Annotated in this window: 14 protein-coding genes; 4 read left to right on the top strand and 10 right to left on the bottom strand. The window is 65.3% G+C overall.

Annotated elements, in window-relative coordinates:
- Window positions 1–2: 2 nt before the first annotated feature.
- A complete protein-coding gene (locus tag KR767_RS12035) occupies window positions 3–1,406 on the bottom strand; it encodes an ATP-binding protein (protein WP_166947733.1) in 1,404 nt (467 codons plus the stop codon).
- On the bottom strand, window positions 1,403–2,068 hold the full coding sequence (locus tag KR767_RS12030) for a response regulator (RefSeq protein ID WP_166947731.1): 666 nt from the start codon (window positions 2,066–2,068) through the stop codon (window positions 1,403–1,405). Before KR767_RS12030 ends, KR767_RS12035 begins: the two co-directional genes overlap by 4 nt.
- 160 nt (window positions 2,069–2,228) lie before the next feature.
- Here KR767_RS12030 and KR767_RS12025 point away from each other — a divergent pair, with 160 nt between their 5' ends.
- Window positions 2,229–4,019, top strand: a complete 1,791-nt coding sequence (locus KR767_RS12025) for a M14 family metallopeptidase (RefSeq protein ID WP_250876480.1) — start codon at window positions 2,229–2,231, stop codon at window positions 4,017–4,019.
- 66 nt (window positions 4,020–4,085) lie between these two features.
- Here the strand turns inward: KR767_RS12025 and KR767_RS12020 are convergent, their stop codons facing one another.
- Both KR767_RS12020 and KR767_RS12015 read right to left on the bottom strand, forming a co-directional pair.
- Entirely contained in the window at window positions 4,086–5,708 is a 1,623-nt protein-coding gene (locus tag KR767_RS12020) for a multicopper oxidase family protein (protein ID WP_250876479.1), read from the bottom strand.
- A complete protein-coding gene (locus KR767_RS12015; protein ID WP_250876478.1) occupies window positions 5,701–7,386 on the bottom strand; it encodes a phospholipase C in 1,686 nt (561 codons plus the stop codon). Before KR767_RS12015 ends, KR767_RS12020 begins: the two co-directional genes overlap by 8 nt.
- A gap of 240 nt (window positions 7,387–7,626) precedes the next feature.
- On the opposite strand from KR767_RS12015, the gene KR767_RS12010 reads away from it, so the two are divergent.
- Together KR767_RS12010 and rapA are read left to right on the top strand one after the other, a co-directional pair.
- Complete coding sequence (locus tag KR767_RS12010; RefSeq protein ID WP_166947727.1) at window positions 7,627–9,765, top strand: M13 family metallopeptidase; 2,139 nt, start codon at window positions 7,627–7,629, stop codon at window positions 9,763–9,765.
- A 224-nt stretch (window positions 9,766–9,989) separates the two neighbouring features.
- Window positions 9,990–12,821, top strand: a complete 2,832-nt coding sequence (gene rapA / locus KR767_RS12005) for an RNA polymerase-associated protein RapA (RefSeq protein WP_250876477.1) — start codon at window positions 9,990–9,992, stop codon at window positions 12,819–12,821.
- 6 nt (window positions 12,822–12,827) lie between these two features.
- Here rapA and KR767_RS12000 read toward each other — a convergent pair whose 3' ends face one another.
- From KR767_RS12000 to KR767_RS11985, 4 genes are all read right to left on the bottom strand, one after another.
- Window positions 12,828–13,475 (bottom strand): rhomboid family intramembrane serine protease, encoded by a 648-nt coding sequence (locus tag KR767_RS12000; protein ID WP_166947720.1) that lies wholly within the window; start codon window positions 13,473–13,475, stop codon window positions 12,828–12,830.
- A 13-nt stretch (window positions 13,476–13,488) separates the two neighbouring features.
- Window positions 13,489–14,019, bottom strand: coding sequence for a lactoylglutathione lyase (gene gloA / locus KR767_RS11995; protein ID WP_250876476.1), 531 nt, complete (start codon window positions 14,017–14,019; stop codon window positions 13,489–13,491).
- A 643-nt stretch (window positions 14,020–14,662) separates the two neighbouring features.
- Window positions 14,663–16,243, bottom strand: a complete 1,581-nt coding sequence (locus tag KR767_RS11990; protein ID WP_250876475.1) for a hypothetical protein — start codon at window positions 16,241–16,243, stop codon at window positions 14,663–14,665.
- A complete protein-coding gene (locus tag KR767_RS11985) occupies window positions 16,243–16,701 on the bottom strand; it encodes a DUF3574 domain-containing protein (protein WP_166947714.1) in 459 nt (152 codons plus the stop codon). Before KR767_RS11985 ends, KR767_RS11990 begins: the two co-directional genes overlap by 1 nt.
- A gap of 304 nt (window positions 16,702–17,005) precedes the next feature.
- Here KR767_RS11985 and KR767_RS11980 point away from each other — a divergent pair, with 304 nt between their 5' ends.
- A complete protein-coding gene (locus tag KR767_RS11980; protein WP_250876474.1) occupies window positions 17,006–19,438 on the top strand; it encodes a TonB-dependent receptor plug domain-containing protein in 2,433 nt (810 codons plus the stop codon).
- A 229-nt stretch (window positions 19,439–19,667) separates the two neighbouring features.
- On the opposite strand, the gene KR767_RS11975 is transcribed toward KR767_RS11980, so the two are convergent.
- Window positions 19,668–20,765: an OmpA family protein gene (locus KR767_RS11975; RefSeq protein WP_166947710.1), complete on the bottom strand. Its 1,098-nt coding sequence runs from the start codon at window positions 20,763–20,765 to the stop codon at window positions 19,668–19,670.
- A gap of 196 nt (window positions 20,766–20,961) precedes the next feature.
- On the bottom strand, window positions 20,962–22,413 hold the full coding sequence (locus KR767_RS11970; RefSeq protein ID WP_250876473.1) for a bifunctional 2-methylcitrate dehydratase/aconitate hydratase: 1,452 nt from the start codon (window positions 22,411–22,413) through the stop codon (window positions 20,962–20,964).
- Between the last annotated feature and the right edge of the window lie 259 nt (window positions 22,414–22,672).

Here is a 22,672-nt window from a genome sequence, read left to right as displayed (position 1 = left end):
CGTCAGGCCACGGAGGCACGGGGAATGCGCACGACCACGCGCAGCCCCGTGCCTTCATCGCGATCGAGCAATTCGATGGTGGCGCCGTGCAGTTCGGCAGCGCGCTGCACGATGGACAGGCCCAGGCCATAGCCTTCGCCTTGGGTATCGAGGCCACGCTGGAATCGCGTAAACATGCCTGCGCGACGTTCGGCCGGAATGCCCGGGCCGTCGTCTACCACCTCGATCACGGCGAAGCCCGCGTCATCGCCGCGAATGGAAAGTCCGACGTGGCCGCCTCGCGGCACATGCCGGAAGGCATTTTCCAGCAGGTTGCGCAGCAACGCGGCCAGGGCGACAGCGTAACCCTCCAGCCACACGTGTTCAGGCAGCTCGACCAGTTCCAGCTCGACACCGCCCGCACCGATCGCGGTAGCCAGCTCTTCGATGACATCCAGCGCCAGCTCGACGAGATCGACGCGCCCGCGCGGTCCCGATGCGGCACCGACTTCCAGTCGCGCCAACGCAAGCAATTGCTCCGTGCGTCGCGCCAGCGATACCAGGCATTCCCGCGCCGCTTCCAGTGCCAGCTGCGCCTCGTCGGGGCGCGCTGAAACCATGGCGCTTTCCAGATTGATCATCGTGGATGCCAGCGGCGTGCGTAGTTCGTGAGCCACGTCGGCGCTGAAGCGTCGTTCGCGTTCCAGCGCGCTTTCGAGCCGTCCAATCTGGTCGTTCAATGCCACCAGTACGGGTTTCAACTCGGTCGGCGCATCGGGCAGATGAATCGGCTCGCGGCTTCCCGGCTCGCGCCGCGCCAACGCCTCGGCCAGCGCGCCGAGCGGCCGCAGGCCCCTGTGAATCGCCCACCCCACCAGCACCGCGAGCAGCGGCAGACCCAGGAGGGTGGGCAGGCCATGCTCGATCCACAGTGCATGGGTGATCTCGTGGCGGCTGTCGTAGCGCTCGCCGGCACGGATCGTGATGCCCTTGTTCTCCATGATCAGCGTGAAGATGCGCCACTGGTAGCGACCGCTGCTCACGTCCTCGAATCGACCATCGGGGGCATGCGTACGAGGCACGCCGGAGAGGTTTTCCGTCGCCAGCAGCAGGCTGCCATCGCGGTCGAAGACCTGGAAGCCCACTTCCGATTCGAAGGTGCGGCCCTGGATGGTCAGCTCCTGCGGATGGTTCGAATAGCTGGGCACCAGTGCCGGCGTGGCGCGCTGGTTGCGCAACTGCTCCACGCCGATCCGCCCGACCAGCACTTCCAGCGTACGCGCCGCCTGTGCGAGGCGACCGTCGGACAGTTCGTCCACTTCTTCCAGCGTGCGCATGGCACTCAGGATGCCCAGCGGAAGCAATACGGCCGCCAGCACCAGCACGATGAGCGCCAGCAGGCGGGTGCGCAGGCTGATCGCCCTCACTTCGGCTCCCGCGGCACCATGTAGCCGAAGCCACGCACGGTCTGGATGGCATCGTGGCTGAGCTTGCGACGCAACGAGTGCACCAGCACTTCCAGTGCGCTCGTGCTCATGGCGCTGTCGGGCCCGTACAGGGAATTCTCCAGCACCTCACGGCGCACGATACGCCCGGCACGCTCCATGAGCGCCTGCAACAGGGAGAACTCGCGGCGTGTCAGGTCCACCTTGTTGCCGTGCCACAGCACTTCGAACGTACCCAGGTCCAGGCACAGGGCGCCGGCTTCCAGCCGGTTCACGGCGGCACCGCGAACGCGTCGGGCAAGCGAGCGGATACGCGCCGCCAGTTCGTCGAGGTGGAAAGGCTTCACCAGGTAATCGTCGGCACCGGCATCGAGGGCCAGGATGCGGGCATCGAGCTGGTCACGCGCGGACATCACGATCACCGGCGTGGTGACCCGCTGGCGGCGCGCCTCGGTGAGTACGTCGAAGCCGTCCTTGCCGGGCAGTCCGAGGTCCAGCAGCACCAGGTCGGCGTCGTGGTCGCGCAGGGCAGCCAGGGCCTCGTTGCCGTCGCGGAACCAGCTGATCGTATAGGCCAGCCGCTCCAGGGCGCGGCGGATGGCATCGCCAAGCTGGGCGTCGTCTTCGACGAGGATGATGTGCAAGGGCGTCCTACCTGTGCGTTCGGGACGCGGAATTATCGGTGGGGCCAGCTTAGCGTCTGCTTAGGGATGCGCCAATGCGCGGGCCGCAACCAACTGATGCCCTATGCGCACCCCCTGCCAGACGTCACACAATGGGCCGGTTTCCCTGCCGGATATCCCCATGACCGTGACGCTGCCTTCCCGCCTCCTGCTGGCCCTGCTCTGCGCGGCGCCCTTTGCCGCGCCCGCCAGGGATGCCTGGACCACGCCAGCGGAGACGGCCGGCTTCCGCACCACGCCGTCCTATGCGGATACGCTGGCCTGGCTGCATCGCCTGGCGGACGCCGCGCCCGGCACGCTCCGTGTGGAAACCTTCGGCACCACGCCCGAGGGACGCCCCATGACGGTGGTGGTCGCGGCAAGGGACGGTGATCTGACGCCCGGGCAGGCGCGCGCGGCCGGCAAGCCCATCGTCCTGCTCCAGGCCGGTATCCATCCCGGCGAAATCGAAGGCAAGGACGCGGGGCTGATGCTGTTGCGCGACATCGCCGTCACCGGCCGACTGCCACACCTGCTCGACCACGCGGTGCTTGTCTTCATTCCCGTCTACAGCGTCGATGGTCACGAGAATTCGGGGCCGTATTTCCGCATCAACCAGAACGGCCCGAAGGAAATGGGCTTTCGCGGCCAGTCGCAGTACCTCAACCTCAACCGGGATTACGTGAAGGCGGATGCGCCTGAAACGCGCGCATGGCTGAAACTGTGGAACACCTGGCGCCCCGACCTGCTCATCGATATCCACACCACCGATGGCGCCGACTACCAGTACGACCTCACCTGGTACACCGAGGACGCGCACAAGCTGCCGCCGTCGATAGCCGCGTGGCAGCGGGACGCCATCGCGAAGGATGCCGTCGCGCGCTACGAGAAGCTGGGACATCTCGCTTCGCCGTATCTCGAATTCCGCGACGGGCGCGACATCACCAAGGGTATTGCCAACTTTGGCTCCGGGCCGCGCTTTTCCACCGGATACGCCGCTATCCGCAACCGCGCAGGCCTGCTGGTCGAAACGCATATGCTGAAGCCGTATGCGGTGCGTGTGCGTGCCACCTATGACATCGTGCGCAGCGTGCTGGAGCGGGTGGATAGTGATCCGGCCGCCCTGCTTCGGGCGTCGAAGGACGCCGACACATGGGCAGCATCGCTCGCGTCGAAGCCGGATGCATCGCTGCCGGTGACCTTCAAGGAAGATCCGACGCCCTCGCCGTTCACGCTCAAAGGCTTCGCGTTCACGCAGACCGCCAGCGATATCTCGGGCGACACCTGGGTGCAGTACAACCCGGCGGTGAAGAAGAACTACGCCATCCAGAGCTGGCTGGGGCTGCTGCCGGATGTGTCCGCACCGGTTCCGGCGGCCTGGGCCATTCCCCCGCAGTGGACCCAGGTCATCGATCGACTCGATGCCCATGGCATTGCCTATACACGCATCGCCCGGGCGACGAAGGTCAGCGTGACGCACGACCAGCTGACCCAGCCGGCATGGGCCGAGAAGCCGTTCGAAGGTCATCATCTGTTGAAGGATGTGAACATCGTACCGGCCCGGGAAGATGTCGAACTGCCGGCAGGCACGGTCATCGTGCGCGCCAATGATGCCGATGCCGTGCTCGCGTTGAATCTTCTCGATGCCCGCGCGCCGGATTCCCTGCTTCGCTGGGGGTATCTGGATGCGATCTTCGAGCCGAAGGAATATGGAGAGCCTCGCGTGGTCGAGGCGCTGGCGAGGAAGATGATCGCGGAGAATCCGGCACTCAAGGCCGAGTTCGACGCAAAGGTGAAGAGCGACGCCACCTTCGCCGCCAGCCCGCGCGCACGCCTGGCATTCTTCTTCGAACGCAGCCCCTGGTACACAGCGCAAAAGGTAGGCGACTACCCCGTCCTGCGCCTCGACACCGAAGCCCTCACCCACCTGTAGGAGCGCGCCTCGCGCGCGACAGGCGCCCAGCCAGAGCGGTCACGCGCAAAGCACCCTCCCGCACGTTCAGGCGAAGACTTCAAAGGGACGCATCATCTCGTTGGCCTCGTGCTCGGCCAGATGACAATGCCAGGCATAACGCCCCGCATACCCATCGAACGTCGCCACGATACGCGTCACCATCCCCGGATACGCCTGCACCACATCCTTCCACCCACGCTCATGCGGCGGTGGCTCTTGTGCCGGCCCGACATAGCGGATCGTCTTCTTCTCCATGTACTCGTCGACGTCATAAGGACGCCGGTCGAGTATCTGGAAACGCACCAGATGCAGGTGGATCGGATGCGTGTCCTCGGTGAGGTTCACCAGGTTCCACATCTCGGTACTACCCAGCTTTACCCGCTCCGTCACCGGCTCGTGCCAGCGCTTGCCGTTGAGCAGCATCAGCATCGGCGTCGCGACACAATCGCTGTATTCATCCAGCGTCAGCTCACGCGTCTTCGCGGCGCTAGCCTCGGTGAACCGCACCACATCCCGTAGCACCGCCGGCACGCGGCTATCGTCCTTCACCTCGCCCTTGCCCACGGCAAAACGCATCAGCGGCAACGCATCGTTCATCAACTCAAGGTCGGCGCCTCGCGCAGACGCAAACTCCACGACGAGATCCGCCCGCTCACCCGGCGCAAGGAACAACGACTTCACCGTCGCCGGCGAAGCCAGCAACCCCTGATCGGAGCCAATCACCTGGAACGGCCGGCCGTCGCGAAACCGCAGATGGTAAAACCGCCCGTTCGCCGCATTGAGCACGCGCAGGCGATAGCGGCGCGGCTGCACGTCAGCACGCGGCAGGATGGCGCCATTGACCAGCGTCAGGTTGCCGAACACCTCCGGCACCCAGGGTGCCTTCGGATCACCCGAATCCGGGTAATAAAGCCGGCCATCCGCATGAAGCCAGCGGTCTGCCAGCACCAGCGGCAACTCGAACTCCCCCGAGGGCAACCCCAGCGACAGCTCGTGCTCGTCACGAAGCAGGTACAAGCCCATCAGCCCCGCATACATGTTGAGCCGGTTGATGCCCATCGCGTGGTCGTGGTACCAGAGCGTGGCCGCTTCCTGCCCATTCGGGTAATGGTGGCGCCGCGACTTACCGGGCACATACCAGTCTTCGGGATAACCGTCATCCTTGTGCGGCACCTTTGCACCATGCAAATGAACGATGGCGCGCACCTCGGGCTTGTCGGCCTCCGCACCGCAGATGGCGTGATCCACCGGCAGGAAATGCTTCGTCGGCAGGCCGTTGTCCCAGACCACATCGAACGGCACGCCCGCATGCGCTTCGATGGTGGGCCCAGGGAAATGCCCCCCATACGTCCACAACGTCGTAGGCGGCAGGTCGCGATGCAGCTTCTGCGTGCTCTGCCCCATGCGAACCTGCAACACCTGTCCCTTGCCGGGGCGCAACACGGGCGGCAACGGCAGCACATCGACAAACGGCGCGAGCTTCGCAGGATCGACAAGGCCCGGCATATGCGTGGTATCGCCCATCGCATGCATGCACAGGCCGTTACCGACCTGTCCTGCCGGCATCGTCTTCATCGCTTTCATGTCATGCGCGAACAGCCGCGACGGGATCCATCCCGCCGCGGCTGCCCAGCCTGCCGCCGTCAGGAAACGACGGCGATCAACCATGCCCACCGTTCCCGAAGGGCCAGTGCGGCCAGTTCGGACGCTTCGGCTGCCCCGTGGATTCGTCGAGGATCAGCTTACGATCGAACAGGCGCGGCAGGAAGAAATCGAACATGTTGCCGAGGCTACCCGCCTGCGCATCTGCCGAACCGCCACCGATACGCTTGCCGCCCAGCCAGTTGTCTTCGATGAAACGGGTGATCGAGCTCTGGTCGGTGAGCGTGTGATCGACCATGTTCTCCCGAGCCCATGGCGAAACCACCAGCAGCGGCAGGCGCGGACCGAAGCCGCAGCGACCCTGCGCCGGCGTCTTGCCATCCAGGCCCGGCAGCGTTGCGCGGCCGCTGCAGACACCTGCGCCATTGAGCGCATCGGTATTGCCCACCGAAGCATTCACATGCGGCGGCTCCTGGTGGTCGTACCAGCCGTCGGAATCGTCATAAGCGATCACCACGGCCGTATCTTTCCACTGGCCGTTCTGCTGCAACGCGTTGATCACGTGCACCACGAAGGCCTGTTCGTCCAGCGGGTCCGAATAGCCCGCGTGGCCGTCCTGGTAAGCGGGTGCCTTGAGGAAGCTCACGGCCGGCAGGCTGCCGCCGTCGATGGCATCGTAGAAGTCCTCGATGTCGTACTGATGGTTGGCCTGGTCGGTCTTGCCAATCATCGCCACCGAGGTCGGACGCGCATGCGTCGGATTGGCCGTGGACGGGTAGTACTGGAACGGCTGGTGGTGCGGGCTGTAATCGTTGGAGGTGGTCTTGGTCACCGCCGACAGCGTGCGCCGCGTGCAGCCCGTGCTGCCGTCCGCATTGCTGCGTGTCAGGTCGAAACCACCCTGGAACCAGCCCCAGGTGATGTTCTGGTCGTTGAGCAGGTCACCCACGTTGTGGCCACCCATGGTGACCTGGTTCGCGGTGGGCGACGAGCAGACGTCACCGATGGGATCGGGATCGCCGATCATGGTGAGGCCGCCATGACCATCGTCGGTTTCGGCACCCGTGCCGTTGAGCGTGTCGACCACGCCCGCGGTCTGCCCGGAGATCAGGTTGATCGCACCCGGCGTGGACGGACCGAAGACGGTGCCGTAGCTGTTGTCGTTGAGGGCGTAGTTCTGTGCGTAGTTCCAGAACGCCGTGACGGTGTTGCCGTCGTAGTAGCCCATCACCTGGCCCTTGCCCTCCTGCGAGGGATCGGCGCCGGGCAGGTCTTCGCCATGGCCGGTGTATTTCGGGAACAGATCCATCCTGCCGCCGTCGAAGGCGCGCTGTTCCGAGGTATAGCCGTGGTCCTGGTCCGCCGTGGCGGCCTGTGCGCGGGCCAGGCGGAACGGATTGATGGCACCGTCGCCGTTGCCGCTGTTGAGCGCGTTGGGGTTCTTCGTCAGCAGGCGACCGTCGAAACCGTTGACCGGCGGGGTGAACGGGCGCGCATAGAACGCCGGTTCGCCCTTCGGGTTGGCAGCGTACGGATACGTGCCGAAGTAGTGATCGAAGGAGACGTTCTCCTGGAAGATCACCACCAGGTGGCGGATCGGGGTGGCGGTGTGGGGGCCGCGGTCGTGGCCGGGCCAGAAGCCCAGGGCACTGGCCGATTCGGCCGGGGCGAGTTGCTGCGCCGCAATGGACGCGGCAGACAGGGTGAGCACGCAGGCGATACCTGCGGCCAGTAGCTTGCGCATGACATGGCTCCTCGGAACGTGGTCGACCGAATGGCTTGCCCGCATCCCCTGTCATGCGGTGGGGGCGAGGCTAGGCCTGCGTTATGACAGGTGCAGGACAAAACACGCGAAAACCTGCACAGGCCACCAATCCATGACTTTCGTCACGGATTCTCCTTCCCGACGGCCTGCCGGGCTATGCTCGGAGCCCACCGGTGCCGGGGGCGCCGTACCAACCGCAATACGCACAGAGGGACATACATGACCAAGCAGTACCTGAAGCCGCTCGCGCTGGCCCTGAGCATCGCGCTGGCCGGCACGGCATGCAGCAAGCAGAACGACGCGGAGACCGCGCCCGCCGGCAACCAGCCCGCCGCCACCGGCAGTGCCGCTCCGGCCGCCGCCAGCACCGTCGCCGCCAAGCCCGCCGCGCCCACGTTCAACGTGGCCGACCTCGACACCGGCATCGACGCCTGCAACGACTTCAACGGCTTCGTCAACGCCAAGTGGGTGGCCGCCAACCCGATTCCGGACGACCGCACCCGCTGGGGCGCATTCGACCAGCTCGCCGAAAACAGCCTGAACACGCAGCACGACATCGTCGATGCCGCCGACAAGGGCGCCGACGCCGCCAAGGCCGGCACGATCGAACAAAAGATCGGCCTGCTGTACCGCTCGGGCATGAACGAAGACGCCATCGAAAAGGCCGGCGTCGATCCGCTCAAGCCGGAACTGGCCAAGATCGACGCGCTGAAGTCCGCCAAGGACATCGCCGATTTCCTCGACGCCAGCTTCAACGATGGCGACGGCTATGTGTTCTCGTTCGGCTCCGGTGCCGACTTCCAGAACGCCAAGGTGCAGATCGCCTACGCGAACCAGGACGGCCTGGGCCTGCCCACCAAGGATTACTACACCGATCCGAAGCAGGCCGACAACCGCAAGGCCTACGTCGACTACATCGCCAAGACGCTCACCCTCGGTGGCGTGGCCGAGGCCGACGCGAAGAAGCAGGCCGATGCGGTCATGAAGTTCGAAACCGAACTCGCCGCGGCCTCGCTGGCCCCGGTGGACCTGCGCAAGCCGGAAAACCAGTACCACTTCGTCGCCGTTGCCGATGCCGACAAGATCACCCCGCACTTCAACTGGGAGAAGTTCTTCGCCGCCCAGGGCGTGACCATCGACAAGGGCTTCTCGCTCTCGCAGCCGGGCTTCTTCAAGCAGTTCGACAAGATGCTGGCCAGCACGCCCGTGTCCACGTGGCAGGCCTACCTGCGCTTCCACGCCCTGGACAGCGCCTCGCCGTACCTCTCGAAGGCCTTCCAGGACAACAAGTTCGACTTCTATGGCAAGACCCTCGCCGGCCAGCCGCAGCAGAAGCCGCGCTGGAAGCGCGTGCTCGGCACCGTGAACAGCTCCATGGGTGAAGCCCTGGGCCAGCTGTACGTTGCCAAGGTGTTCAAGCCGGAAGCCAAGCAGCGCGCCAACGAGCTGGTGGACAACGTGCGCAACGCCCTGAAGGCACGCCTCGAGAAGCTCGACTGGATGAGCGACGAGACCAAGCAGAAGGCCATCGCCAAGTGGAACACCTTCCTGCCGAAGATCGGCTACCCGGACAAGTGGCGTGACTGGTCGGGCCTTGAAGTCAGCGGCGACAACTTCTTCGCCAACGTGCAGGCGGCCGGCAAGTTCAACTACCACTACGACATCGCCAAGATCGGCAAGCCGACCGACCGCCTCGACTGGGGCATGACCCCGCAGACGGTGAACGCGTACTACAACCCCACCGACAACACGATCAACTTCCCGGCCGCGATCCTGCAGCCGCCGTTCTTCGACGCCAACGGTGACGATGCGATCAACTACGGCGGTATCGGCGCTGTGATCGGTCACGAAGCCAGCCACGGCTTCGACGACGAAGGCAGCCAGTTCGATGGCGAGGGCAACAACAAGAACTGGTGGACCAAGGACGACCGCGAGAAGTTCGAGGCCCGTACCGCGAAGCTCGTGGCCCAGTTCGACGAGTATGCCCCGCTCAAGGACCACCCGGACCTGCACGTCAACGGCAAGCTGACCCTGGGCGAGAACATCGCCGACCTGGGCGGCATCAACGTTGCCTACGACGCCCTGCAGGAAGCCCTGAAGAAGAATCCGAAGGAAGCCGAAGAGAAGATCGACGGCTACACCCAGGACCAGCGCTTCTTCCTCAACTGGGCCCGCGTGTGGCGCGGCAGCGTCCGCGAGAAGCAGGCGATGCTTTACCTCAACGTCGATCCGCACGCACCGGCCTCGCTGCGCGCCATCGGTGCCCCGTCGAACATGGAAGCCTTCGCCACGGCCTTCCAGTGCAAGCCGGGCTCGAAGATGATTCGCGAAGGCGACAAGCAGGTAAAGATCTGGTAACTGCGCGTTAAGCGATTGACCGCCGAAGGCGCCGCACGAAAGTGCGGCGTCTTTTTTTGGGCATCACCTTTTGGGCATCGCCTCCTGTAGGAGCGCGCCTCGCGCGCGACCACCCGTCCCCTCAAGTTCACCGGCCCAGACGCGCAAAACGCATCCAAAGGTATGCACAGCCCCCTCCGGGGCGGATAATTAGCGCCCCTTGTACGTAGCGGCGCCCCCAAAGCATGTTCCAACCCGGTCAACGCTGGATTTCCACTGCCGAGCCCGAGCTCGGTCTCGGTACCATTCTTCGCGTCGAAGGACGCGGCGTGCAGGTGCTTTTCGCCAAGGCCGGGGTGTTGCGTCCCTACGCCGTCGACAGCGCCCCGCTGGTACGAGCCGAATTCCGCGCCGGCCAGCGCGTGTCCGGCAAGGGCATCGCCTTCCTCGTGGAACGCGTGGAAGAGCGCGAGGGCCTGCTGGTCTACCGTGGCGAAGGCCGCGAACTGGAAGAAGGCCAGCTCGACGACGAGCAGGCCATGTCCCAGGCCGACGACCGCCTGATCGGCGGCCGCACGGAAACCAACGAACGCTTCGACCTGCGCCTGGAGGCCCTGCGCCGCCGCGCCGACGCACGTCGTTCGGCCGCCTGGGGCCTGGAATCGGCCCGTATCGGCCTGGTGCCGCACCAGTTGCGCGTCGCAGGCATCGCGGCCGCCCGCCGTCCGCCCCGCGTGCTGCTTGCCGACGAAGTAGGCCTGGGCAAGACCATCGAAGCCGGCATGATCCTCGCCCGCCAACTGGCAACGGGCCGCGCCGGTCGCGTGCTCGTGCTGCTGCCCGAGACGCTGGTCTACCAGTGGTTCGTGGAGCTGCTGCGCCGCTTCAACCTGTCGTTCTCCATCTTCGACGAAGAGCGCTGCGAGGCCATCGAACAGGCCAGCGACGGGCGTAATCCCTTCGAGGACGAACAACTCGTCATCGCCGACTTCGCCTTCCTGCAGGGCGCGCCGCGCCGCGCGCAGCAGATCGTGGAAGCCGGCTGGGACCTCATCGTGGTCGACGAGGCCCATCACCTGGAATGGACGCCCGAGGGCGCCAGCCCCCGCTACCGCCTCGTCGAAGAACTGGCAGCAGCCACGCCCGGTGTGATCCTGCTCACCGCCACGCCCGAACAGCTCGGCCGTGCCGGGCATTTCGCCCGCCTGCGCCTGCTCGATCCGCAGCGCTACAGCGACCTGGACGCCTATCTGGCCGAATCGGCCAGCTACGGCCCATTGTCCGACCTCGCCAGCGCGCTGGCCGAAGGCAAGAGCCTCGATGCCGACCAGCGCGCCCTGCTTGCCGAGCGCTTCAAGGGCGACCGCGAACTGGCCCACCTGCTCGACCGTCCCGGTTCGGGTGATGCCCTGCTGGCCGCGCTTATCGACCGTCATGGCACCGGGCGTGCGATGTTCCGTAACCGCCGTGCCGGCATCGGTGGGTTTCCGCGTCGCGTGCCGGAGATCCTCGCGATCGATCCGGGCGTGCTTGCCCCGGGCCGTCGCGATGCCCTGCTGGCCGAGTTCCGCTCGGACATCCAGCAGCCGCCATCGCCGCTCGAATTCGACTACAACGACGATCCCCGCCTCCAGGCACTGATCGATCTGCTGGATGCCCATCCGTCCGACAAATTCCTGCTTCTTTGCCGCAGCCAGGCCAAGGTGCTCGCCATCGAGGACGCCCTGCGCACGAAGAGTGGCGTGGGCGTGGCCCGCTTCCATGAAGGCCTTGGCATCATCCAGCGCGACCGCAACGCGGCGTTCTTTGCACAACCCGATGGTGCCCGCCTGCTGATCTGTTCGGAAATCGGCTCCGAAGGTCGCAACTTCCAGTTCGCGCACCGCCTGGTCATGTGGGATCTCCCGCTCGATCCGGATCTCCTGGAGCAGCGCATCGGCCGTCTGGACCGCATCGGCCAGCGCCACGACATCTCGATCCATGTGCCCGTGGTGGCGCAGACAGCCCAGCACGTGCTCGCGCGCTGGTACGACGAGGGCCTCGACGCATTCCGTGGCAGCCCGGCCGATGGCCGCGAACTGCTGCGTCGCTTCGGTGAACTGCTGTCGCGTCTTGCCGATGAGCACGCACGGGGCGACGACGACCGCGACCAGGAACTGGACTCGCTCATCGCCGAAACGCGCGGTGCGCATGAGGAACTGTCGGCCCTGATCCATGCCGGTCGCGACCACCTGCTCGAACTGGCCGCCAGCCGCGATTCCCACGCCGATGACCTTGCCGGCAGCTTCGCGCGCGAGGACAACGATCCGGGCCGCGATGCCTTTATCCAGCGCCTGTTCGAAGGCTACGGCGTGCATACGGAAGAGCTCAGCCGCGATATCGTGCTGCTCGATCCGCAGTATCTCTCCACCGATGGCCTGCCGGGCTTCGCGGATGGCCCGCTGTCGGTCACGTTCTCGCGTGAGGTGGCGCTGGCCCGTGAGGATCTCCCCCTGCTGCGCATCGACCATCCGATGGTGAGCGCGGCGGTCGATCTCCTGGTTTCGGGTGAGGCCGGCAATGCGGCCTTCCTCGTGGACGATGCCATTCCGGTACGCACCGTGCTGTTGCAGACGGTGTTCGTGGTGGAAGTGGTGGCCGACCGCAAGCTCGATGCCGAGCGCTTCCTGCCCGCCACGCCGCTCGTGCTCACCGTGGACACCCGCCTCAACGAACGCCCGGGCTTCCGCCCCAGCGACGTGGCGCTTCGTCGTGCGCCGGATCGCAACATCGACGTGGCGCGCTACCGCAAGTTTCTGTCGAAGCTCGTGCCGCCCATGCTGGAACAGGCGAAGGACCTCGCCGAAGGCCGTGCGGAAGTGCTCAAGTACGAAGCGGCCGAACTGGCCACGCAGGAACTGGGTGCCGAGTACACCCGCCTGCTCGCCCTGCGCGCGGTGAATCCGTCGATCACGGCGGCCGAAGTGGAAGCCGTGGCCGCGGAACGCGATGCCCTGCTGGCGGCCATTCCCGAAGCCCGGGTGCGCCTGGACGCCGTGCGCTTCGTGGTCAGCCCCGACTTCCTGGCGATGCGCTGACCGGAGTCAGGCGCTCTGGCGTGGCGGCGGTCGCACGCCCCACGCCCAGAGCAATGCGAGCCCCGCGATAAGCCCACCCAGGTGGGCGAAATGCGCCACGCCGGCCACCGTGCCGGTGATGCCGAAGATCAGCTCCGCGGCACCATAGAGCGCCACGAACAACCACGCCGAAATAGGCACGGGGATCGGGATCAGCATCAGCTTTTCCCGCGGGAAGAGCATCGCAAAAGCACCGAGCAGGCCGAAGATGGCACCCGAGGCACCTACCGTCGGGTACATGCGCCCCTGTTCGAAGAAGTACACCACCGCCAGCTGGGCCAAAGCCGCAGCCACCAGGCAGGTGAAGTAGTAGATGGTGAAACGGCGCGCGCCCATCACGCCTTCGAGCAGACTGCCGAACATGTACAGCGCGTACATGTTCAGCACGATGTGCATGATGCTGCCATGCATGAAGCCGTAGGTGATCACCTGCCACGGGCGGAAACCCAGCGTATCGCCCGCATTGGAGAAAACTACATCGGGCCCGAGCGGCCACAGGGCAAACCAGCGCGTGAGCGCCAGCGTCTGGTCGTCACCCAGCAGCCATTGCAGGACATACACCAGGATGTTCGCCACCAGCAGGGCACGGGTCACTGGCAACAGGCGTGACAGCATCGATACAGCTCCTTCAGACCGCCAGCGGGGTCGGCTGGAGGATTTCGATCCAGTATTCATCCGGATCACGGATGAAGGCGATATGGCGCATGCGCCCGTCGGTGAGGCGCTTCTGGAAGGTAACACCCAGCGCTTCGAAACGGGCGCAGGCCTCGTTCACGTCCGGCACGCTGACGCACAGGTGGCCGAAGCCACGCGGCTCGGTGTTGCCGTTGTGGTAAGGAGTCTTGGCTTCTTTTTCGGTGCCATGGTTATGGGTGAGTTCCAGCACACCCGGCTGGCGCAGCACCCATTCGCGACGCGCGGCATCGTCGTCGGGAATGACCGAGGTATCGCCGACCAGCACGAGGTAGACGATGGTGAACGCGGCTTCGTCGAACACGTTCTTGTAGACCGGCGTAAAGCCGAGCACGCGTGTGTAGAAATCCAGCGATACATCGAGATCGCGCACACGGATCATCGTATGGTTGAACACATAACCGTGTGTCACCGCATCGGGTTTGGCCGTAACACCCGGCAAGGACGTGAGATCGGAAAGCGCCATGAAAAGTCTCCAGTGCAAACCCCAGACCATGGGCCCACCCCACCCCCAAATCAACCCCACCCCTGTAGGAGCGCGCCTCGCGCGCGACCGTTTGACACGTAACGCTCCGTAGTAAGCAAAGCCGTCCCTACCGAAGGGATGGGAACCGATCGCATTGGCGATGTTCCGCTCCGTACAAACGCAGCCCGTGTGGTGTTTCGCTCCGTAGGAAGGGCTCGCCTATCAGCCTCGCGCTCGGCGCCTGTGGCGTGGCGTTGCAGAGGCGGCGGGGGCGGCCCTTGTCGCTCCGGCCTGCGGTGTCCCTCGGGAAAGGAGGAGCCGCTGCGCGGCTCAGTGTTTTGATGGCTTGCGCCCCTTCGGGCCCGGGGAGCGGGCGGGGCTTTTCGACTCGGCCTCCGTGCCTCGGCGAAAACGGCCGGCCTTCCTGGCCGGCCCCGCTTTACGGCCTTTTCCGCCCACTCCCCTCACCTCCATCAAGTCGCGCCAAGGGCCGCCCCCGCCGCCTCTGTCGAACGTGATCGCAGGCTGTTGTAGGAGCGCGCCTGCGCGCGACCGGTTGTCGCGAACATCATCATCGTTTCGATTCAACCGGTCGCGCGCAAGGCGCGCTCCTACATGGGTGCGTGTTGGTGGTGTGGCGGGCTCAATGCCGTTTCGGAGCGAACGACAGGCCAAGCAGCACCACGGCCAGAGCCGCATACGCCGACACGAACTGCCATACCAGTGACCGTGACGTGGCATCGAGCAGCCACGGCAGGTACACCGAGCCGATCGGCTGCACGGAGTGGATGATGCCGAACGCCGTGAGCACGCCGCCGAACGCAACGATGCCCGCCGCCTTGCGTACGTGTCCGTCAATCATCGCCACGACGAAACTTGCCCACACCATCGAGGTGATGATGAAGCCGTTGCCGAGGATGACGATCACCGCCATGTCGGATACGCCCTGCCCGTTCTGCGCGTACAGCGAAGCGAAATGCGCCGGATCGACGATGGACGGATCGCCGAGCTTGATCGCCAGCAGTCGCGCTATGGCGGGGAAAAAGCTGAAAACCACCGCGGCCGTATAACGCACCGGCGTCGCTTCGAAAGCCTGCGTCGTGATGCTGATGGATACGAACACCAGGATGGGCGCCAGCACGGCCACCGGCAGCAGCTCGACCAGGTTGGAGAGATAGCCGAATACACCGCCCAGGCCAATGATGAGGCCTGTCGCCAGCGTATAGCCCGAGCGTGCGCCCATGGCCTTGTAGGCCGGCTGGCCGATATAGGGCGTGGTCTGCGCCACGCCGCCGCAGATACCCGCCACCAGGGTGGCAAGTGCCTCCACCAGCAGGATGTCGCGGGTGGAGTAGTCGTCACCGGCCGCACGGGCACTCTCGGTGACGTTGATGCCGCCGACCACCATCAGCAGGCCGAAGGGCAGGATCAGCGGCAGATAGGGCACGGTGGCCGGCAGGCCATCGAGGAAGCCCAGGCTGGGCAGCGGCAGGCCCAGGCGCCACGTCCACGCGGCGGGGGCGTGGTAGCCACTGCCGAGCAGGCCCGACGGGCCCAGGCCGTAATACAGTGCGACACCCACGATGAACGCGGCAAGCACGCCGGGCAGTCCGAACGGCAGTCGCCGCTTCGCTACCAGCGCATAGAGGACGATGCCCAGGCCGGCGAAACCCACCACCGGTACGCGCAGGATTTCGATCAGGGGCAGCAGGCCCATGAGCACCAGGGCGATGCCCGCGATGGAACCGAGCAGGCCGGCCCGCGGTACGGAACGCTGGACCCAGGCACCGAAGAACGACAGCACGAACTTGAGCACGCCCATCACCACGAGGGACGCCATGCCCAGGTGCCAGGTGGCCTCGCCCGCCGCGACGGCATCCATGCCCGACTGGCGGTAGCCCGCAAACGCCGGGCCCAGCACCAGAAGTGCCATGCCGATGGTTGTGGGTGCGTCGATACCCAGCGGCATGGCGGTCACGTCTTCGCGACCCGTTCGGGCGGCCAGACGACGAGCCATCCATGTATAGGCGAGGTTACCCAGAAGCACGCCAAAGGCCGTGCCCGGGAACATGCGACGGAACACCAGGTCGGCCGGCATGCCGAAGATGCCGATCAGGGCGACGGACAGAAAGGCCAGCAGGGAGAGGTTGTCTACGACGAGACCTAGCACGCCATTGAGATCACCGCCGCCGAAACGGCGGCGCGGGGCAACTGCCGTGTTCATCAGAACGACACCTCGGCCGGCTGGGTCACCCGCAACACCGACTGGTCGCCCGTCTTTGTTTTCCAGGCCACGCGGATGGCATCGACATCGGCGCGATGCGCCGGCGAATCCGGGTAGAGCAGCACGATCAGTTTCGAACGTAGCCGCTCAGGTGCCGCCTGATCCTTGCCCTGCCACTGTCCGTAGACGTCCACCACGCTCAGGCCGTCAGGAAATCGCGGGGTGACCTCACGATCGAGGAACTCGCGCCAGCCCGCCTCATCGATACCGCCACCGCTTTCCAACCCCAGACCAAAGTACAGCTCCGTGCGTACCCAGCCCTGGGTGGCACCCGGATGGGCGGCATCGCCGCTCAAGGTGGCGACCTGGGCGGTATGGGTTGCCTGGGGCGCCGTGGCGGCGCAGGCCGATGTTGCCACCATGACGGCGGCGAGAAGAACACCACGGAAACGCTTCATCGAAACCTCTGCACCTGCATATTTCAAACGGACGTCCATACGGCTATGTGTCCGATGTATTGACACAGCGTACACCGCAATGCAACAAATAGGAAAAGTGGCGCGACGCATACCCGCCACAGGGGCCTTAACGTGATTCCGCATCCTGTCCGTCAAAACATCAGCACCGGCCGTTTCGTGGCCGGTCGATGTCGGCCGGATGCCCTCCTGCGCGGCTGACCCGCCGCGCCAATCATCGTACCCATCCATGTCGCCGCCCCCCTTTTAGCGGGGCGGCGCAGGCCCCGTATTGTCAGGAACACCCATGCGTCACACCCGTCTTTTCTTCGCCCTGGCCCTCGCCCTGCCCGCTTCGAGCGTCGTTGCACAGCAGGCCGAGCCCATCCATGCCTCCACCCTCGAGCAGGTCGTGGTCACCGGCACGCACGCGAAGGATCGCACCGTTCTCGACTCCCCGGTGCCGGTGGACGTCCTGACCCCGGAGGACCTGCGCTCCGCCGGTGCCGTGAACGGCGAGCTGGGCCAGGCTCTCACCAACCTGCTGCCCTCGTTCAATTTCCCCCGCCAGTCCAACTCGGGCGGCTCCGATCACGTGCGCGCGGCCCAGTTGCGTGGCATGAGTCCCGACCAGGTACTGGTGCTGGTCAACGGCAAGCGCTTCCACACCTCGGCCCTGGTCAACAGCGACACCAAGGTCGGGCGCGGCACCACGCCCGTGGATTTCAACGCCATCCCCATCAGCGCGATCAAGCGCATCGAGGTGCTGCGCGATGGCGCAGGCGCCCAGTACGGCTCCGATGCCATCGCGGGCGTGATCAACATCATCCTCGATGACGCCCCCGAGGGCGGCGAGGTGACCACCAGCTACGGCGCCTTCCACACCAATTTCCGCCCGCTGGGGCGTGAGATCACGGACGGCCAGAGCAGCTTCGTCAGCGCCAAGGCGGGCACGAAGCTGGGCGGCGATGGCGGATTCCTCCGCTCGGGTATCGAGAGCAACAACCACGATGCGACCAACCGCGCCGGCCCGGACCAGATTCCGCCCTGGGAGAACCAGAGCCCGGCCAACCTGGCCTTGCAGGGCAAGCGCAACTACGCCGCGGGTGACCCCCAGAACGAGAGCTACAGCGGCTGGTTCAATGCCGAGCTGCCTTTCGGCGACACCGTGAAGGGCTATGCCTTCGGCACCTATACCCAGCGCCGCACCATCGGCGACAACTACTTCCGCTATCCGGACGACCCTGCCAACGTGCCGTCCATCTACCCCAACGGCTACCGCCCGGAGTCCCTCGGCTATAACCGCGACCTCAACCTGACGGCCGGTGCGCGTGGTCGGCTGGGCGAGTGGGACATCGATGGGAGCCTGACCTGGGGCAGCAACAGCTTCGACTACGACCTGCGCGACTCGGTGAATGCCTCCCTGGGTACGGCCAGCCCCACCTTCTTCCACGTCGGCAAGTACGAGAGTACCCAGGGCACGGCCAACCTGGACCTCAGCCGCTCCGTCGAATGGGGCTCGAAGCTGTTTACCCTGGCCACCGGCGCCGAGTTCCGCCGCGAGGGTTTCAATACCTATGCGGGCGATCCGGCATCGTATGCGGTAGGGCCGGCCGTCGGCGCTCCGACCGGTGCCCAGGCCGGCGGTGGCATCACGCCGCAGGACACGGCCAACCTGCATCGCAATGTCGGCGCGGCCTATGTCGATCTCTCGGGTGACGTCACGGATCGCTTCTTTGCCGACGCCGCTGCCCGCTACGAGCATTACAACGACTTCGGTTCGGCCTGGACGGGCAAGCTCAGTGGCCGCTACGCCCTGACCGACGCCCTCGCCATCCGCGGCGCCATCTCCAGCAATATCCGCGCCCCCTCGCTGAGCCAGGAAGGGTTCGAATCTACCGGCACCGGTTATGGGGCCGACGGCAAGCTGGTGGAGAGCCGGGTGCTTTCGGTCAACGACCCCGTGGCCCAGGGACTGGGGGCCAGGCCGCTGCGCCCGGAGAAGTCGCGCAACTTCAGCCTGGGCCTCACCGCCCAGTTGGGCCAGGGCTTCGATGCCTCGCTGGATATCTACCAGATCGACGTGAACCACCGGATCACGCTGTCCGAGAAGATCGCTCCCGATGGCCTGGAGGACTACATCGCCTCCCGCTTCGGCGTGCAGGGCATCCAGAGCGTCTCGTTCTTCACCAATGCGGTGGATACCCGCACCCGTGGGGCCGAACTGGTGACCAACTATCGCCAGGCAGCCTATGGCGGCAACCTGACACTGACCGCAACGTACAGCTACAACAAGAACACCATCCGGCATGTGCAGGACACCCCGCCGGAACTGGCGGCCCTGGGTGCCGATGCGGTGTTGTTCGGGCTAGAAGAACGCAACACGCTCACCAGCGCGGCGCCCCGCCAGCGCGGTGCCTTCATGGCGAAATGGGACAGCCCCCACTGGTCGCTGCTGGGCCGGCTCACCCGCCAGGGCGCGACCACCCGCGTGTTCGATTTCGGCGGTGGCGACGTGCCGACGCAGACCTATGGCGCCCGCTGGCAGCTGGATGCCGAGGCCGAGTGGCATGTGACCGAGCGCTTCTCGGTGGCCCTGGGCGGGCAGAACATCACCGACCAGTACCCGCGCAGGTCGATCCCGGAAATCGCCTATGCCGGCAACTTCCCCTACGACGTGATCTCCCCCATCGGCACCAACGGCGCCTACTGGTACGGCCGCCTGCGCTACGCCTGGTAACCATATCCCCCTGTAGGAGCGCGCCTCGCGCGCGACCGGACGTGCCGTACCGATGGGACATTCCCGCTCGCCCGGTCGCGCGCAAGGCGCGCTCCTACAGAAGGGGTGGCGGGTTCATTTCTGCTGTGTATCCGGTCGCGCGCGAGGCGCGCTCCTACAGAAGATAGGGCGCAAAAAAAGAGCCCGGCTTTCGCCGGGCTCTTTTATGTAGCTACCGATCGTGCCTGGATTACTGCTGAACCTGCAGTTCCGTGCGACGGTTACGCGAACGACCTTCGGCCGTGTCGTTGGTGTCGATCGGGTTGTTCTTGCCGTGACCGATCGGGCCTTCCAGGCGGTCAGCCGAGATGCCGTGCGAGGTCAGGTAGTCGAACACGATCTTGGCGCGACGCTCGGACAGGCCCTGGTTGTAGGCGTCCTTACCAACGCTATCCGTGTAACCGGCAACCGTGACCTTGACCTGCGGGTAACGCTGCAGGGTGTCGACAGCCTGGTCGAGGACGCCCAGCGACTCGCTGGTCGGCTCCTGGAGCGACGGACCGATGTTCGTCTCGCCCTTCTTCGGACGGTCGAACTTGAAGTTGACGCCGCGCAGGTCGATGACGACCTTCTGCGGGCAACCATCCGGGCCGACGATCGTGCCAGCCGGGGTACCCGGGCACTTGTCGTCGCAATCGTTCACGCCGTCGCCGTCGCTGTCGAGGGTCGAGCAGTCCGGAGCAGCCGGGGCCGGAGCAACGGCCGGGGCCGGAGCTGCCGGCGGCTCGCCGAAGCGCGAGACGATCGAGAAGCCCAGGAACCAGTCGCCGTAGCCGTTCTCGCTGCGGACGGTCTTGTCGTCCCAGTCGTAACGGTAGCCGGCTTCCACGCGGAAGTCCGAGCTGTCGGTGATGGTCTTGGACACGCCGACGCCGAGCTCAGCGGCCGGGGACCAGCCATTGTTCGACGGGTTGTGGTGGTACGAGCCCATCACGCCGGCGAGCAGGTACGGACGCCAGCTGTCCCACGCACCAGCGTAGAAGCGAGCGGCAACGCCGTAGCTGTTGTTGGCCCAGTGGCCATTGCCATCGTTATCACGCTTGGTGCGATCGGCGAAGATGTCGATCGAAGCGTTGTTGGAGATGAACTTACCGAAGCCCAGGCCGTAATAGACCTGCCGGCTGTTGGTGTTCCGGTCGGTGTCGTTGTAGTAACCGCCAACCGTCGGGGCGATGTACCAGCGGCCGTCATAGCCGTTACCCGCCGTGTCGGCGGATTCCTGCGCGTGAACGGCACCCACGCCGCCCAGGGCCAAACCAATCAGCAAAAACAAGCCCTTACGTTTCATCGGTGTCTCCTCATTATTGGTATTCGCGTCCGCGCTCCACCCCAGACGGAAATCGCGCGTAGAACTCTTATCGAATCCGGGGACTTCGGCCGTCCCTCGCTTTGATACCCCTTCAACGGGCGGCGGCAGTTTAGCAAAAATCAAACAATTGAACACGTGCTAAAAACCGCCGTTCATACTTGAGTCACAGCCATTATCAAGCCGTGAAGAGCGTCATGAATTCGTGAATGGGGGTTGAGTCAAGATTTTCCGGAGAAGAAGTAAGGGCCAGGATCTTTTCAACCCGATCCGCCGGGAGCTCGGCCCGCAGCGCGGCCTCAAACTTCTTCAGCAACACGGGGATACCTTCGGCGCGGCGCTTGCGGTGGCCAATGGGGAAATCGATGGAAACCTTTTCCGTGCTGGAACCGTCCTTGAAGAACACCTGAACCGAATTGCCGATATAGCGTTTTTCGGCATCGAAATAATCCTTGGTGAACTGGGGATTTTCGACCACGGTCATTTTGTCGCGGAGGGCGTCGATACGCGGATCGGCGGCCACGTTGTCGTTGTAATCGTCGGCGGTGAGGCGGCCGAAGATCAGGGGCACGGCCACCATGTACTGGATGCAGTGGTCACGGTCGGCGTAATTGGCCAGCGGGCCGGTCTTGTCGATGATGCGGACGCCGGCTTCCTGGGTCTCGATGACCACCTTCTCGATCTCGTCGATGCGCGAGCCGACCTGGGCGTGCAGCTTCATGGCGCACTCCACGGCCGTCTGGGCGTGGAACTCGGCCGGGAAGCTGATCTTGAAGAGCACGTTCTCCATGACGTAGCTGCCGAAGGGGCGCTCGAACTGGAAGGCGTTGCCCTTGAAGGCCACGTCGTAATAGCCCCAGGTCTTGGCCGACAGGGCCGAGGGATAGCCCACCACGTTGCGGTAGACGGCATTGATGGCATGGGTGACGGCGCGGCGGCAGGCATCGCCGGCAGCCCAGCTCTTGCGCGGGCCGGTGTTCGGGGCGTGGCGGTAGGTGCGCAGGGCGCCGTTGTCGATCCAGCTGTGCGAGACGGCCGTGGTGACCTGGTCCTTGTTGCCGCCCAGCATCGCCGTGGTGACCGCCGTGGAGGCCAGGCGCACCAGGATCACGTGGTCCTGGCCCACGCGGTTGAAGCTGTTCTGGAGGGCGTAGCAGCCCTGGATCTCGTGGGCCTTGATGGCGTAGCCCAGCACGTCACGGACGGTCAGGGCCTTGCCGCCTTCCTTCACCGCCTTGCGGGAGAGGTAATCGGCCACCGAGAGGATGGCGCCCAGGTTGTCGGACGGGTGGCCCCACTCGGCCGCCAGCCAGGTGTCGTTGAAGTCGAGGTAGCGGATCTGGGTGCCAATGGCGAAGGCGGCCTGGACCGGATCGAGGACATGCGAGGTGAACGGCACGCGGACGCCGTCTTCCAGGGTGGCGCCCGGCACGATGGGGCCGAGGTGCTTCACGCAGTCCGGGAACTTCATCGCCAGGGCCGAGCAGGCCAGCGAGTCGAGGAGCATGTAGCGCGCGGTGTCGTAGGCCTCCTGCGAGTCGATTTTGTAGTCGGCCACGTAGTTGGCGATGTCCACCAGCGGCTGGTCCGGATCGGGACGCGTGGCGGAACGGATATCGTGTGCGCTCATGGACTTCACTCGTGAGGGGTTGGGAAAGCCCACGATTTTAGCCGGTCCCCTTGCAGACAGTCTTGCCGCGCCGCAACCGACGGAGGACAATGCCGCCCACTACAGCCCAAGAGGGAGTAGTTCCGCGAGGCATCCTGCCTCGTGTGCGCCGATCGTCAGTACGGACGCTCCATCGCGTCCCGGTCGTCGCAGCGGCTTTCGCGCCGGGAACGAGACTTTTGCGGTGACGACGGGCGCGCGTACCCGTCGCCGCCGCATT

The sequence above is a fragment of the Luteibacter anthropi genome, from assembly GCF_023699965.1.
Classification (GTDB): Bacteria; Pseudomonadota; Gammaproteobacteria; order Xanthomonadales; family Rhodanobacteraceae; genus Luteibacter; species Luteibacter anthropi.
This window is presented reverse-complemented; position numbering and strand designations above follow the sequence as displayed.

Coding starts and splice junctions, on each gene's coding strand:
- KR767_RS12025 (WP_250876480.1), top strand. CDS start 2,229: ATGACCGTGACGCTGCCTTCCCGCCTCCTGCTGGCCCTGCTCTGCGCG.
- KR767_RS12020 (WP_250876479.1), bottom strand. CDS start 5,708: ATGGTTGATCGCCGTCGTTTCCTGACGGCGGCAGGCTGGGCAGCCGCG.
- KR767_RS12015 (WP_250876478.1), bottom strand. CDS start 7,386: ATGCGCAAGCTACTGGCCGCAGGTATCGCCTGCGTGCTCACCCTGTCT.
- KR767_RS12010 (WP_166947727.1), top strand. CDS start 7,627: ATGACCAAGCAGTACCTGAAGCCGCTCGCGCTGGCCCTGAGCATCGCG.
- rapA (WP_250876477.1), top strand. CDS start 9,990: ATGTTCCAACCCGGTCAACGCTGGATTTCCACTGCCGAGCCCGAGCTC.
- KR767_RS12000 (WP_166947720.1), bottom strand. CDS start 13,475: ATGCTGTCACGCCTGTTGCCAGTGACCCGTGCCCTGCTGGTGGCGAAC.
- gloA (WP_250876476.1), bottom strand. CDS start 14,019: ATGGCGCTTTCCGATCTCACGTCCTTGCCGGGTGTTACGGCCAAACCC.
- KR767_RS11990 (WP_250876475.1), bottom strand. CDS start 16,243: ATGAACACGGCAGTTGCCCCGCGCCGCCGTTTCGGCGGCGGTGATCTC.
- KR767_RS11985 (WP_166947714.1), bottom strand. CDS start 16,701: ATGAAGCGTTTCCGTGGTGTTCTTCTCGCCGCCGTCATGGTGGCAACA.
- KR767_RS11980 (WP_250876474.1), top strand. CDS start 17,006: ATGCGTCACACCCGTCTTTTCTTCGCCCTGGCCCTCGCCCTGCCCGCT.
- KR767_RS11975 (WP_166947710.1), bottom strand. CDS start 20,765: ATGAAACGTAAGGGCTTGTTTTTGCTGATTGGTTTGGCCCTGGGCGGC.
- KR767_RS11970 (WP_250876473.1), bottom strand. CDS start 22,413: ATGAGCGCACACGATATCCGTTCCGCCACGCGTCCCGATCCGGACCAG.